Origin of the sequence: Cytobacillus stercorigallinarum (assembly GCF_014836495.1) — a bacterium.
Lineage (GTDB): Bacteria > Bacillota > Bacilli > Bacillales > Cytobacillaceae > Cytobacillus > Cytobacillus stercorigallinarum.
On sequence record NZ_JACSQT010000004.1, the window covers coordinates 66,941 to 81,360 of the forward strand.

Below are 14,420 nucleotides of genomic sequence, written 5' to 3' on the forward strand. Positions count from 1 at the left end.
ACGTCTTGAAGCCTCGGCGTCGGATCAAGATATTTTTATATGATACGAAGCACCTATCATATTTCGCAATCAGTTTCCACCACTTTCCTTATTCCCATGTGATGCTTATACTAATAAAAAAACTGACTCTATATTGTCGTACGTATACGACAATCTGAGTCAGTTTTTTATTGGTCGATATTTCTTAAGTACACTTGCCAGTCTTTTATTCTTTCCCAATCACAAGCCGCTTGGTTGTATGATTGGTCCTTTAACAAACATGTAACCTTTGTCTCTTTAAGTGTTTGCAATATTTGTGGTTTATCGTCGACATAATAATCTAGCTGAAGGTCTTTAATAATATTCACTTTTTCGTGATCCTTCATTCCACAGAAAAAATGACCTTCTTCAATTGGAAAACCGAATTGCTTCATCCAAACCTTCGTTTGCTGGCAATAATCCGCACCTCTTGCTGTAATATAAAAGATTTCATGCCCCATTGCCGCCAGTTTCTGTAAAAGTTCTAGTGCACCAGGAAAAGCCTTACAATTCGTAAAAAAGATTTCCTCTTGATGTTGATTCCACATTTTGAAACCTTCGTCATCAGTCAAATCATATAATGAATGGATTTCAAGCGTATTTAATTGTTGAAGTGCAGACGGTTCAACGGCCTTCTTTAATTTCCGATTATAAATACTTAATGCATGTCCTCTTAAATCGATTAAAGTATCATCAATATCAAAACCAAACCTCATCATTTCAGTCCTTTATTTGTTAGTAGGATATCCAACAAACTTAAAGTCTTTGCCAATAGGAGTCACCGTTACATGCTCTAATTCTATCGCATCACTCATAAGAGTTACACCATTACCTTCTAAAAAGGTTGGGGCCTCTTTTCCGCCAACTAACTTAGGCGCTAAATAAATGACTACTTTATCAATATAACCAGCCTCTAAAAAGGACGCACTGACATTTCCGCCACCTTCAATTAGAACAGAAGCAATCTGCTCTTCTTTTAACATAGTCATTACTTCAACGATGCTGACTTTTTCTGTTGATGTATGGAAAAGACGAATACCCTTTTCTTCTAACTGTGCTTTCTTCTCATGATCATAGTGATTACCAGTAAAAATCCATGTTGGCGCTAACCCATCATTAACAAGCTGACTTTCCATAGGGATACGTAAAGATGAATCTAACACAAGTCTAATAGGATTTCTACCATTTTGTATTCTAGCCGTTAAAGCTGGGTCATCATGTAACACCGTTCCAATCCCAACTAAAATCGCTTGATTGCTACTTCTTAACTGGTGTACATCTAATCTTGCTTCTTCTGATGTAATCCATTTACTACTAGCAGTATGGGTCGCAATTTTACCATCCAATGAAACACCTGACTTCAATGTAATAAATGGACGCTCAGCAGTTATATAATGATTAAATACCTCATTTATCTCTCTAGCCGCTTGTTCACAAACGCCAATTACTACTTCGATACCTGCTTTTTCTAATATTTTTACTCCATTCCCACTTACAATCGGGTTGGGGTCTAATGAAGCAATGACACATTTTTTAATCCCCGCTTGAACAAGCGCCTCCGCGCATGGACCCGTTCGGCCATGATGAGAGCAAGGTTCCAGAGTGACATAAATCGTCGCTCCTCTTGCTTGATCGCCTGCCATATTGAGCGCATGAATTTCTGCATGTGGTTCGCCTGCTTTCATATGTGCGCCGATACCCACAATCCGCTGGTTATTAACAATCACGGCACCTACAAGCGGATTCGGATCTGTTTGCCCCTTCATCGCTTTGGCATTTTGCAGTGCTAACTCCATGTAAAACTGATCATTACTCATCTCTCGACACCTCTTCTGCCTGAAGATGCCCGGATTTTAATACCTTTGTCTGCAAATACTTTTCATTAAAATCAGAGATATCCCCCCATAGCGGTGTACGGCCAACTAATAAGGCTCCTGCATCTGTTAGTGCATCTAGCTTTTTAGGATTATTCGTGATTAATGTAATAGGCTTCTTCCTCAATTGTTGTAATACAGCAATTGCTTCATCATATTTACGAGAGTCATCCACAAAGCCAAGCTCTTCATTTGCCTCGACGGTATCATAACCATTTTCCTGCAGCACATAAGCCATTGCCTTACTAAATAAACCTATTCCTCTTCCCTCATGATTAGCTAAGTAAAACAATGCTCCCGAACCATTTGCCACCATCATTTTCATAGATTGTTTGAGTTGATATCCGCAATCACACCGTTTGCTACCAAAAATATCTCCGGTATGACAAATCGAGTGAAAACGGACCAAGGCATCTTCACTTTCCTCAAAATCACCGTATACAAGGACACTCGATTGCTGTGAATCAGCAAGGTTAGCAGAAGATAAGTGAGCAACTACCTTGCTAGTATCTTCCATCATTTCAGCACTGTCTAACCAGCAATACCATTTGAAATGCACAGTTTCTCCATCTAGGTTTACAGGTAAGCGTATCGGTCCTACTAAATAAACAGAACGATCACCTCGATCAATTCTCTGAATCTTTTTTTCTAATATTTCAATTGCTCTTGTTTCTAGATTAATTTGGTTCATCTATTTTCCCCCCTAAGACTCAGGCAGAGACAAACTGCTCTCTGTATGAGGCCTCCATCTTTTGTTGCTCTAATTGTAGTGATTCAATATCCGTTCTTCTATATCTTTCAAACTCATTTAAGCATGCTGCACTTGTATCGTTTGCCGCTAAAGCTTTAACTATCGTTGGATATAATGTTTCTGCATCAATCAAGGCACTATTCAAGCCAAATGCACCTGTGGGACTCATCGTATGAGCTGCGTCTCCCATTAATACTAAGCCATCCTTGACCCAAGTTTGGCAACGACAACTTTGTACATTTAGTAAAATAAAATCCTGCCACGATTGAATATACTTTAACACAGATTGTTGTAAATCTGGAAATGCCTGAATTAACTTTTCTACATATGTTTCCACTGGTTGTTTCCTAATTTCTGCAAAAGCACCTTTATCTATATTCCATCCCACTTGAATGAAAGAATTCGTTTGTGTAAAAAGCGCTAATTGATGATCCATTACTAAGCCTTGTCGTATAACGGGTTGCCAGTTTTTTGGTGCGGGGAATTTTGCCCAAAGTAAATCATAATCATGTTCAATTTTTTCAAAGGGAATTTTAGCAAGCTTTCTGATCGTTGAATGCCTACCATCTGAACCAATAACAATGGAGGAGTGAATCGTTATTTCTTCTCCATTTTTCCTTTTCGCTCTGACCCCTTTAACTTTCCCATCTGACATTATCAATTCAGTAGCCCTTGTGCCTGTTAATAGTCGATAGGTGGAGAACTGTAAAGATTCTTTTAATAAGACGGATAATAAATGCTTTTGCGGTACATGAATGCCAACATGTCTTTCATCCGGTGCCGGAGAAACCGTCCTAAGAATTCTCCCGTTTCGCCAGTACTCTATACCTTCCATCGGCAATATACCTAATTGTTTGACTTGGTCAAACAATTGATACTTTTTCAGTACATTTTCACCTAAGTGATTTAAATGTTCTCCTCTGAATTCTTTATCCATATTTTCATTACGTTCTAGCACGATGACATTGATGCCATTTTTCGCTAATAAATATCCTAATAATGCGCCGCCAGGCCCGGCACCAACAATACATACATCGTAGTTAACATCCATAAGGTTCACCTTTCTATTCAACGACTAACTTAATATTATTTCCAGCAGGGTCACTCACCATATAACTGTCCGCTTGCTTCACGACCTCAATATTCATCGCTTGCAGTCTTTCAACAGCCTGTTCAAGCTTATTTTTCGGGAAAACGAGCGTATAGAAAGCCATCCCAACACTATTGGCTGAAGGTGCTACAGCCATGGTTCCGTTCCAAATATTTAAGCCAATATGATGATGGTACTTCCCAGTAGAAATAAACAATGCTTGATTACCATAATGAGTAACTACTTCAAACCCTAAACCATCACAGTAAAAAGTCTTTGCTTCTTCTATATTATTTACATGTAAATGAATATGCCCCATAATTGTTTCTTTCGGCATACCACTCCACTCATTACCGTCCCATTCACTCATAATACTTTGAACATCTAAGGCATTGGTGCCCATTACAACTTCTTCGCCCCTCCAGTCCCAAGACGTTTTTGGGCGATCAGCGTAAATTTCAATGCCATTTCCGTCTGGGTCAGCTAAATAAAGGGCTTCACTCACATCATGATCTGACGCCCCTTGTAAAGGATAATTCACTTTAATAAAGTGGCGAATGATCTTGGCTAAATCATTTCTCGTTGGAAGCAAGATAGCAAAATGATATAACCCTGTTCTTCTCAGCTCTTTTTTCTGCAAACCTTCTGGCGCATGTAATTGCACTAAAGTTTGATTCCCATCAGCTGATAAAGACACTTCATGCTTGCTTTGATGCAATACTTGGAAACCTAATATATCTTGATAGAATTTTAGTGATGTTTGTAAATCTGTTACTTTAAGATCTATTTTTTGTGCGTAAATATTTGGCTCTGCATGAAACGTATTCATTTGCATCGACCCCTTTACCTTTCTTTTCGTTATGCTAGTTACTTTATGTAAGTAATTATATTTTTGTTAACTACTTGTGTCAAGTACAATAATCATGTATTGTAATAATATAAGGAAATCATCGAATAGGGGTGACCATTTTGAATCAAGCACTGATATGTCCTCGATTCGAAAAAGCCATGAGTATCATGAGCCAGCGTTGGACTGGTCTAGTAATCTACCAACTATTAACAGGACCTAAACGCTTTTGTACATTAGAGTCTTCGATGGGCATTAGCGGTAGAGTTTTGTCCGAAAGATTAAAGGACCTTGAACAACAAGGTATTGTTAAACGAGAGGTGTACCCAGAAACGCCCGTAAGAATAGAGTATTCGCTAACAGACCAAGGAATGGCCTTAGAGCCCGTTTTACGCGAAATAGAGAAGTGGTCGCAAGAATGGTTGCCAGCTGAATAAGAATGACAAAATCCCCATATAGCGTATCTATAGGGGTCTTTTCATCGGAAATCACTTATGTGGGCAATGCCTTTTGCCCACATAGGTGGTTTTTGAGTCATCTTGTGGTCATTTTATTCTTAGCAGAGGCATCATCACTATTTTCTCCAAAAAAATCCCGGCGCATCGGCCGGAATTTAATTTTTTTATTTTCTTTTTATAAATAACGGGATAGACATCACTGCTGCTCCACCTATAAACAAGAGCCAATTCTTATTAAACTTGCGGCTCTCGGAATTTTGTTTGCCTTTCTCTACCTCTTTCTCTTCCTTACCCTCACTTTTTGAACCAAGTCCCTTCACAAAAGCAAGTAAAATACTCATCCCTTCCCTCACCTCTGTGTCCCTTAGCATAGATAGCATGGTACCCTCCTTTTTTTCCTTATCTGATTGTTGAACTTCTACCATGCGGGTGAGTGCAGTATTTACTTTATCAATCATCGGTTCCCATTCCTTTAAATCCATTTTTCCCAAGACTTCAAGAAGAAGAAACGCATTTTTAATTGATCCTGTCACTTCAGGATGATCCAGTGATAAGACGACACGGTCGAGAATTTTGTCACTCTGCCCAAGCATACTTTCAACGATATGAAGGATGCCTTTTTCGTGGATTCTTTGTATTAAATGAATAGAATCAATGATTGCTTGGCGGTTATTTACAATACTATCTTCTAATTCCTTTAATTCCTTCTTCCTCTGCTCTTCAGGCGACACATCTATTTTACGAATGACTGTTGTTGCTTTAGCCATGGTTCCTCCTCCTCTCTCTCACAAGATCTCCAGGGAAAATATAGTCACTTCTCCGCCATTTCCCTTCAACATTCACACCTACTTGCGGCTGAGGTGTGCCGAAACGATGATTCTTTCGTGGTAGTGGAGATTCGCCATCTTCTTCTATCACCTCAAGCTTTGCTGAGATCTCTTTATATGCAGGTGTATCTGTATCTTTATCTGTATGCGAACTAGTTAAATAGTTAATAGCGCCTTCTCCAGATGTATTCATTGGTAGATAAACTTGCTTACCTTTAACTCGATCAGTGACGAGACAGCTTACTTTCACACTGCCATATGGAGAAGTTAACCTGACCTTCGTGCCATCTTTGATCCCTCTTTCTGCTGCCAATTGGTCGGACACCTCCAGAAAGACATTAGGTGTTTTACCGGAAATTGATTTAGACTTGTAAGTCATATTGCCTTCATGAAAATGTTCTAGCAGTCGACCATTGTTGACATGAATATCATATTCTCCCGTGAAAGCGAGCGGTTGTGTCCATTTCACTGGATGGAGAATAGCTTTCCCACCTGGAAGTGGAAATCCATCTGTGAACAAAAGAGGAGTATCTTTGCCATCTGCTGCTACTGGCCATTGTAAACTTTTATAGCCTTCTAAACGATCATAATTGACTCCAGCCATTAACGGGGTAAGGGAGGCGACTTCATCCATAATCTCACTTGGATGTTTATAGTTCCAATTTCCACCTAGTTGATTAGCAATAGCCATAATAATTTCCCAATCTGGCTTAGAATCACCTAACGGTTCCATTACTCTATATAACCGTTGAATTCTTCTTTCAGTATTGGTAAATGTTCCTTCTTTCTCCAAACTAGGGCTTGCTGGTAAGACAACATCCGCATATTGGCATGTTTTAGAGAAAAAGATATCTTGCACAATAAATAAATCTAGTTTTTCAAAAGCTGCTTGTACATGATTTATATTCGTATCAACAATACCCATATCTTCGCCTTTTATATATAAAGCCTTTAATTTCCCTTCATGGATGGCTTCAACCATCTCTTGATTATTTAACCCCGGCTCACTAGGGAGGTCTACACCCCAATGCTTCTCAAAACGTTGTCTTACATTTTCATCGGTTACAAATTGATAACCAGGGAAACGATCTGGCATACTGCCAAAATCACTTGTTCCTTGCACATTATTATGACCTCTAAGTGGATAAGCACCTGCACCTGGTTTCATATAATTCCCTGTTACAAGGAGCAAATTAGAGATAGCTGTACTTGTGTCACTGCCTCCACCATGTTGTGTCACACCCATCGCCCAAAGGATAGATGTTGTTTTTGCTTCATGGATTCGTTCAGCGATTGAGATGAGCTCTTCTTCTGATAAGTGCGTCACTTCAGAAGCATATGATAATGTATAAGGCGTTAAACTTTCGAAGAAAACTTCTACATCATTGACGTGCGCAGCTAAGAACGCTTCATCATGCCAGCCTTGATCGACTATATATTTTGTGACTGCTGAAAGCCAAACGAGGTCGCTGCCCGGAGCAGGTTGAACGAAAAGGTCTGCTCGTTCAGCTAATTCATGCTTCCGAATATCAGCCACAATCACTTTTTGACCGTTTAATTTTTGCGCTCGTTTTACTCTTGTCGCCAAAACAGGATGGGATTCTGCTGTATTGGAGCCAATAGAAATGATCAACTCGGCTTGGGCAATATCACTAATACTACCGGAATCGCCTCCGTAACCTACTGTTCTCCAAAGTCCTTTTGTTGCTGGAGATTGGCAATAACGTGAACAATTATCCACATTATTTGTCCCGATGACAGCTCTCGCTAACTTTTGCATTAAATAGGACTCTTCATTTGTACATTTAGAAGAGGAAACAAAAGCTAATGAATCAGGACCATGATTCGTTTTTATATCAGTCATTTTTGAGCGAATAAAAGTAAGCGCTTCCTCCCATTCCACTTCTCTGAAACCTTCTTCATCTCTTATTAATGGCTTGGTCAATCGTTCTTCACTATTAACAAAATCCCACCCGAATTTGCCTTTCACACAAGTTGACACACCATTTGCTGGTGCTTCTTCCTGTGGTTCTACTTTTAATATTTGCCTTCCTTTTGTCCACACATCAAACGAACAGCCAACACCACAATATGTACAGACTGTCTTAGTCTTTTTGATTCTTTCTTCTCGCATAGTTGCTTCAATATCTGAAATGGTTAAAAGGGAATCATAACCTGTTTCAATATTCTTCGTTAGTTCAATCATCGGACGAAGAGATTGTTGTTTCACACCGGTTAAGAATCCGGCTTCTCCTTCCATCCCTACTTCCATCATGGCATTACAAGGGCAAACAGTTGAACAATGACCACAGTTTACACATGATGATTCTTCAATCGGTGAATCCTTGTCCCAGATTACTCGTGGTCGTTTTAAGTCCCAATCAATTGTTAACGTTTCATTCACTTGTAAGTTTTGACATGCTTCGACACATCTACCGCAAAGGATACATTGATCAGGATCATAGCGATAAAACGCATTTCTTTGTACCTCTGCATCTTTTGGTGTATGATCAGTCTCTTGATGAGAAATCTTCATTTCTTTGACGGTATTATGTATTTCGCAATTACCGTTGTTAAAGTCACAAACTGTGCAATATAATTCATGATTACCCAGAATCCGATCCATAGCGATGATCTGTGCTTCATGGATATCCTCACCTACTGTTTCAATTTCATCATTTGGCCGTATGGTCGTAGAGCACGAACGAACATATTCGCCATTTACTTTCACAATACAAGTGTCGCAAGTTTCAATAGCTCCTAAACTAGGAAGATAACAAAGTGATGGTATGTCTATATTCTCTGTATTTAATAGTTGCATGACCGACTTCTGATTACTCACACTGGTTGCTTCGCCATTAACTGTGACCTCAAACTTCTCTGTCACGATGAGCCCCCCTTAATCCTTTATTTACCTATCTACTATTTTCCCTTTTACCCTTTCATTCCCTGCATAAACAGCGTAATGTTTTTATAATTTTCCGTTAATTAAAAGCGTTATAATCAACTAGCCTTCTCTTAATCAATACTTAAATACGATATAAATTGTCATACTCTATATAGAAGATCCGTTCATATTAAGAATTCTCATTTATGTAGGGTACTTTTTCACTGAAATTTCTTTTATTTCTAAAACGAAAAAACTCATCCCCCCAAACGGTCAAGTTTGGTTAAGGATGAGTAAAAAAAATGAATTAGTGAATGTTCGTTTTCCTAAAACTTCCACCTTTAACTTCTGCTACATCGTAAACGGTGACGAATGCCTCTTCATCAATTTCCGAAATGATTTCTTTCATTTTGCTTTCCTCTAAACGGTTAATGACACAAGTAATTTCGATGAACTTTTCATGCGAATAACCGCCATACGCTTCTTTGTACGTAGCACTACGTCCAAGACGGTCGCGAATGGTTTCTACCATAGTGACTGGTTCTGTTGTAATGATCTTAAATGTTTTCGAACCACTTAAACCTTCTTCAACAATATGTATCACTTTACTTGCAATAAAATAAGCAATCGCAGATAAGAACGCGCCCTGCAGACCAAATACAGTAGAAACAATAATAAAGACAAATAAATTCAGGAATAGAATTAAATCACTTGTTCCGAATGGGAGTTTTCGTGAAAGTAGCACAGCAAGCATGTCGATGCCATCAAGTGCCCCACCATTACGTAAAGCTAACCCCATACCAAAACCAAGAATAATCCCACCTACAACTGTGACAAGGAGTGTATCACCTTGAATAATGACTGGTATATGATGCATAAGGCTTGTACCTGCAGCTAAAGAAGCAATACCAATAATTGAATAAATGGCAAATGTTTTACCAATTTGTTTATAACCTAACCAAACAAAAGGTATATTAAGAATTGCGATTAAAACACCTAATGGGATATCAAATAGTTGCGAACCTACAATACTGATACCCGTAACGCCTCCATCTGATACATTATTAGGAATCAAGACCGCCTCTAGTCCATAAGCAGCGATAAAACCACCTATAATGACAATCAGACATCTCATCACCATTTTTAATATATTTTGTTTACTTTTCTTTTTACTCTTTGTTTCCATCATAATCTCCTCTTTACTTTTTCAAATTGATACATAGATAGAATAAATTCCCTATCATCCCTTTCTAACGAAAAATTTACCCCTAAAAACAGTTACTTCTATTATAACTTAATTATTCTCATCCTTTATAACAAAGTTTCTGTCTGATTCTTAATAATATCCCATATTATGGGCAAACTTAGTTTGAAATAAAGGAGGAGACAAAAATGTATAAAAAACAGGAGACAAAGCTTATTTTCTTAGCCTTTTCAATCGCCTTTATTCTCGGCTTATCCATCCTAGGGCGCTTATTCCACTAAATATAAAAGAAAATAACGAAAGAAGGGATTCAATTGGCTAGTGAACAAAGTGTTTTATTTAGCCGTGCTTTGACAGAGTTAACATTAACTTTCCATATCATTTACGCAACTATTGGTGTAGGAATCCCACTAATGATTATGATTGCCCAATGGATCGGAATTAAAAAGCAAGATGATCATTACATATTACTGGCTCGTCGCTGGGCAAGAGGATTCGTCATTACCGTAGCAGTTGGCGTTGTAACAGGAACTGCCATCGGCTTGCAGCTTTCTCTTCTTTGGCCACGCTTTATGGAACTAGTAGGACATATTATTGCTCTTCCATTATTTATGGAAGTATTTGCTTTCTTCTTTGAGGCGATCTTTCTTGGTATTTACTTATATACATGGGATCGATTTGAAAATCAAAAAAAACATTTACTATTGCTAATCCCTGTTGCTTTAGGTGCTTCATTTTCGGCAGTGTTTATTACTGTGGTCAATGCCTTTATGAATTCACCACAAGGGTTTGATATTGTCGATGGACAGCTTGTTAATATTTCTCCATTGCTAGCCATGTTTAATCCAGCTATGCCGACAAAGGTGGCACATGTTTTAAGTACGGCATATATGACTTCAGCGTTTATACTTGCTAGTATTGCTGCTTATCGTATGCTTAGAGGTTCAACCCATCTCTATCATAAAAAAGCACTTTATCTAACTTTAAAACTCGCACTCGTTTTCTCCATCACCACCGCCCTTTTAGGTGATTTCGCTGGAAAATATTTAGCAGAATATCAACCGGAGAAGCTTGCCGCTGCCGAGTGGCATTTTGAAACAGAAGAAAATGCGCCTCTTATTCTGTATGGTGTATTAGATGGTGAAGAGATTAAGTATGCGATTCGTATTCCTTACGCTTTAAGTATACTTGCACACAGCAATCCATTTGCCGAAGTCATCGGTTTGGATCAGTTTGATGAAGATGTTACGCCACCTTTATATATTCATTATTTATTCGATATTATGGTGACTTTAGGTATGCTCCTTATTTTCATTGCCCTACTGTATATTATTGGGCTGATGAGGAATTGGTCCTTTATCCATGCCAAATGGTTTTTATGGACAATGGTGCTTTCCGGACCACTTTCAATGATCGCCATTGAAGTGGGGTGGTGGTTCACAGAAGTAGGTAGACAGCCTTGGATTCTCCATGGATTAATGCGAACAGCTGAAGCGGCAACGAGCAATGAACATGTAGGCTGGATGCTTGTTCTGTTTGCCTGTTTATATCTCTTGCTCGGTGCAGGAAGTATTTACGTACTCACAAGTATGTTCAAAAGAAACACGGTTGAACAAGAATTAGCTGATCGAAAAATAGAAAAAGGCGGTGACACTTTTGACTCTTGAGATAATCGGTATTTTTGTACTTTGGCTGTTTTTGTTCGGTTACGTGATTGTTGCCTCTATTGATTTTGGCGCAGGATTTTTTAATGCCTACAGCTTATATAGAGGCAATCAACATATTTTAAATAAAATTATTCAACGTTACTTATCCCCGGTATGGGAAGTCACCAATGTATTTCTCGTCTTTTTCTTTGTCGGTATCGTTGGGTTTTTTCCACAAACAGCTTATTATTATGGGACCACTCTGTTAGTGCCGATTAGCTTAGCCACCATTTTATTAGCGATTCGTGGTTCTTATTATGCTTTTTCAACATATGGAAAACGTATGCCTAAGAGGTATACATACGTTTATGGATTATCTGGCTTATTGATACCAGCCTCGCTTTCGATTGTCTTTACCATCTCTGAAGGCGGCTTTATTTCAATCGAACAAAATGGACCTGTGTTGGATATAGCCTCCCTGTTCACAAGCCCACTAACCTGGAGCATTGTTGTACTCAGTATCACAGCAGTTCTTTATATCTCAGCTGTTTTCTTAACATGGTATGCCCATTATGCCAAGGACGAAGAGGCAACTACTTTATTGAGGAAATATGCATTAATATGGGCCATCCCCTCCCTCATTACAGCAATTGGGATCATCGTTGAGTTAAAGTTCCACAACCCAGAGCATTTTGAACGACTTTTTGATTTATGGTGGATGTTTGCATTGTCTGTACTATTTTTCATAGGGACGTTTATCCTCATATATAAGAGAAAAAATTATGGACTTGCATTCACTTTATTATGCGGACAATATTACCTTGCCTTCTTTGCTTATGGTATTTCACATTATCCGTATCTACTGTATCCCCATTTATCAATATTTGATAGTTTCACAAATGAAGCTATGGCAATCGCTTTAATCATTGCCTTTATAGCCGGTTTAGGTTTGCTACTACCATCGCTCTATCTTTTATTGCGGCTTTTCTTATTTAATAAGGAGTATGTAGAAGGGCGAAATGATAGTCATGTTTAAGAAGGGAGATCATTTTAGATGAGTTCATTTATTATTTTTTATGCGCCGTTTATTGTTATCTTACTATCCATTATCATCGGCTTTCGCGTTGCTTTATATGATCGATCAGTGGTTAACCATAAAGATAATCGTTTGTAGACATACAATGGATCTAATTATTTCACTCTGGCTTCACTTACATTGGTTAGTAAAATAAAGGAGAAAGAAGGGGAAAAGTTGCTTATAGAATTTCCCCCGCACAGTCATTACTCCTTTGGGTGCGCATTTTTATATGCGCACCCAAAGGGTTATAATCCCCAAATCCCTTTCCTCCTCCTTGCACCGATATTATGAAGTCGCCTTCAAACCAATGACGCCGACAATGATAAACAATACGCTGATGATACGTTTTTTACTTTTTGGTTCTCCGAATAGGAACATACTAAGTAAAACAGCCCCTGCTGTACCAATCCCAATCCATACCGTATAAGCAATACTCACTTGTAAATATTGAAAGGAGGCATACAGTAGCGCAAAGGATATTCCAAATCCGCCCATATATATGACAGCATTCCGAATTGTTTTTTGTTCACTATATTTTTTTAACCCAATGACACCAGTAATTTCACTTATTGCTGCTAAAAGCACAAGAATCCAGCCCATCATGCTACTTGATCCTCCCTACTATGTTCTTCTATTTGATTATCAGCTAGCTTCAAACCGATAACACCAACTAAAATGAATAAAATAAAGACTATTTTCGCTAACCCCATTTCTCCATTGAAGAGAAAAACATCCATTAAAGACGTCCCTACAGTACCAACTCCGGCAAAAATAGCATAAACGGTGCCAGTTGGTAGATTCTCACATGCTTTTGATAAACAGTGAAAATCTAATAAAATCACAGCGACTACAAGGACCCAATGCCACCAAAGATACGCTGTATTAAAGCCAAAAACCCAAACTAGTTCAAATAAACACGTTAAAATAACATAAACCCAAGATTGATTCATCTTTCTCATCTCCAACTGACTGAATTTCAGTCATTTTTTAATCAAAAACCCACCACTGTTGAGATTTTTTTAGATTCCAAAAATCATAAGTTAATTAGCAGAAGGTTGATATCCTAAACCGCATTTTAAAAAGGTTAGCACTTCTTCTTTTTGTTGCTTTGCTTTGTCTTCATCTGTGTGATCATACAAGTAAATTTGCTCCGCTGCCGATTCCACTAATCCAATCAAAATCTTTGCTGTACTTTCTATGTTAAGATTGGAACGTACGACTCCTTCTTCTTTAGCCGTCTGCAAAAAATGACTAATCCACTCGTAAAATGGTTGGTAAACCGTCTCCCATTGACGAATATGTTCGCTAGAAGCAAGGCCAGCATATACTAAAGCAAGCACTTCTCGATACTCACTCGTATATAAAAAGATGCTATCCACCAGTTGCTTTAATCGATCAACAAATATCGCTTCACTATTTACTTCATGATGTACTCTGGCAATTAATTTTTCTACCATCACTTCTGCAATTGCCGGCATAACAGAAAGTTTCGATGGGAAATACAAATAATATGTCCCTTGAGCAATACCTGCTAGTTTGACAATATCTGCAATTTTAGTTTTTTCTATACCCTTTTCTTGAAAAACTTCAATTGCTGCATGTACAATACGCTCTTTTTTATCCATTATCAAACTCCTTAAATATGACTGAATATCATTCATTTTAAAGTGATTTTATGGAAATGTCAATTTCAAAAAGCTTCTAACCGAAGACAAAGGATATTCAACCACCTCCATTTGC

At 38.2% G+C, this 14,420-nt stretch carries 15 protein-coding genes; 4 read left to right on the forward strand and 11 right to left on the reverse strand.

Annotation, left to right across the window (positions count from 1 at the left end):
• Positions 1 to 167: 167 nt before the first annotated feature.
• From H9655_RS10270 to H9655_RS10290, 5 genes are read right to left on the reverse strand one after another with little or no spacing between them, the layout of a single operon-like run.
• A complete protein-coding gene (locus tag H9655_RS10270) occupies positions 168 to 734 on the reverse strand; it encodes a 5' nucleotidase, NT5C type (protein WP_191813603.1) in 567 nt (188 codons plus the stop codon).
• 12 nt (positions 735 to 746) lie between these two features.
• A complete protein-coding gene (gene ribD, locus H9655_RS10275; RefSeq protein WP_191813605.1) occupies positions 747 to 1,835 on the reverse strand; it encodes a bifunctional diaminohydroxyphosphoribosylaminopyrimidine deaminase/5-amino-6-(5-phosphoribosylamino)uracil reductase RibD in 1,089 nt (362 codons plus the stop codon).
• Positions 1,828 to 2,583: a GTP cyclohydrolase II gene (locus tag H9655_RS10280; protein ID WP_191813607.1), complete on the reverse strand. Its 756-nt coding sequence runs from the start codon at positions 2,581 to 2,583 to the stop codon at positions 1,828 to 1,830. The genes ribD and H9655_RS10280 overlap by 8 nt, the downstream gene beginning before the upstream one ends.
• 19 nt (positions 2,584 to 2,602) lie before the next feature.
• Entirely contained in the window at positions 2,603 to 3,694 is a 1,092-nt protein-coding gene (locus tag H9655_RS10285) for an FAD-dependent monooxygenase (protein WP_191813609.1), read from the reverse strand.
• A 13-nt stretch (positions 3,695 to 3,707) separates the two neighbouring features.
• Positions 3,708 to 4,562 (reverse strand): VOC family protein, encoded by an 855-nt coding sequence (locus tag H9655_RS10290; RefSeq protein ID WP_191813611.1) that lies wholly within the window; start codon positions 4,560 to 4,562, stop codon positions 3,708 to 3,710.
• Positions 4,563 to 4,702: 140 nt separating this feature from the next.
• On the opposite strand from H9655_RS10290, the gene H9655_RS10295 reads away from it, so the two are divergent.
• Positions 4,703 to 5,017 (forward strand): winged helix-turn-helix transcriptional regulator, encoded by a 315-nt coding sequence (locus H9655_RS10295; protein WP_191813614.1) that lies wholly within the window; start codon positions 4,703 to 4,705, stop codon positions 5,015 to 5,017.
• Positions 5,018 to 5,202: 185 nt separating this feature from the next.
• On the opposite strand, the gene H9655_RS10300 is transcribed toward H9655_RS10295, so the two are convergent.
• The 3 genes from H9655_RS10300 to H9655_RS10310 form a co-directional block, all read right to left on the reverse strand.
• Complete coding sequence (locus H9655_RS10300; RefSeq protein WP_191813616.1) at positions 5,203 to 5,805, reverse strand: DUF1641 domain-containing protein; 603 nt, start codon at positions 5,803 to 5,805, stop codon at positions 5,203 to 5,205.
• A complete protein-coding gene (gene fdhF, locus H9655_RS10305) occupies positions 5,798 to 8,752 on the reverse strand; it encodes a formate dehydrogenase subunit alpha (protein WP_191813618.1) in 2,955 nt (984 codons plus the stop codon). Before fdhF ends, H9655_RS10300 begins: the two co-directional genes overlap by 8 nt.
• Before the next feature lie 307 nt (positions 8,753 to 9,059).
• Positions 9,060 to 9,938, reverse strand: coding sequence for a YitT family protein (locus H9655_RS10310; RefSeq protein WP_191813620.1), 879 nt, complete (start codon positions 9,936 to 9,938; stop codon positions 9,060 to 9,062).
• A 332-nt stretch (positions 9,939 to 10,270) separates the two neighbouring features.
• On the opposite strand from H9655_RS10310, the gene H9655_RS10315 reads away from it, so the two are divergent.
• The 3 genes from H9655_RS10315 to cydS are packed head-to-tail and all read left to right on the forward strand — an operon-like array spanning position 10,271 to position 12,776.
• Positions 10,271 to 11,623, forward strand: a complete 1,353-nt coding sequence (locus H9655_RS10315) for a cytochrome ubiquinol oxidase subunit I (RefSeq protein ID WP_191813622.1) — start codon at positions 10,271 to 10,273, stop codon at positions 11,621 to 11,623.
• Positions 11,613 to 12,638 (forward strand): cytochrome d ubiquinol oxidase subunit II, encoded by a 1,026-nt coding sequence (locus tag H9655_RS10320; RefSeq protein ID WP_191813624.1) that lies wholly within the window; start codon positions 11,613 to 11,615, stop codon positions 12,636 to 12,638. The genes H9655_RS10315 and H9655_RS10320 overlap by 11 nt, the downstream gene beginning before the upstream one ends.
• A gap of 18 nt (positions 12,639 to 12,656) precedes the next feature.
• Complete coding sequence (gene cydS, locus H9655_RS22885) at positions 12,657 to 12,776, forward strand: cytochrome bd oxidase small subunit CydS (RefSeq protein WP_404826086.1); 120 nt, start codon at positions 12,657 to 12,659, stop codon at positions 12,774 to 12,776.
• 189 nt (positions 12,777 to 12,965) lie between these two features.
• Here cydS and H9655_RS10325 read toward each other — a convergent pair whose 3' ends face one another.
• The 3 genes from H9655_RS10325 to H9655_RS10335 all read right to left on the reverse strand — a co-directional run bounded on the left by H9655_RS10325 (position 12,966) and on the right by H9655_RS10335 (position 14,308).
• On the reverse strand, positions 12,966 to 13,280 hold the full coding sequence (locus H9655_RS10325) for a DMT family transporter (RefSeq protein WP_191814008.1): 315 nt from the start codon (positions 13,278 to 13,280) through the stop codon (positions 12,966 to 12,968).
• The gene (locus tag H9655_RS10330) at positions 13,280 to 13,639 is read right to left on the reverse strand and encodes a DMT family transporter (RefSeq protein ID WP_191813626.1); all 360 of its coding nucleotides are present in this window, start codon (positions 13,637 to 13,639) and stop codon (positions 13,280 to 13,282) included. Before H9655_RS10330 ends, H9655_RS10325 begins: the two co-directional genes overlap by 1 nt.
• 81 nt (positions 13,640 to 13,720) lie before the next feature.
• A complete protein-coding gene (locus H9655_RS10335) occupies positions 13,721 to 14,308 on the reverse strand; it encodes a TetR family transcriptional regulator (protein WP_191814010.1) in 588 nt (195 codons plus the stop codon).
• Positions 14,309 to 14,420 lie beyond the last annotated feature (112 nt).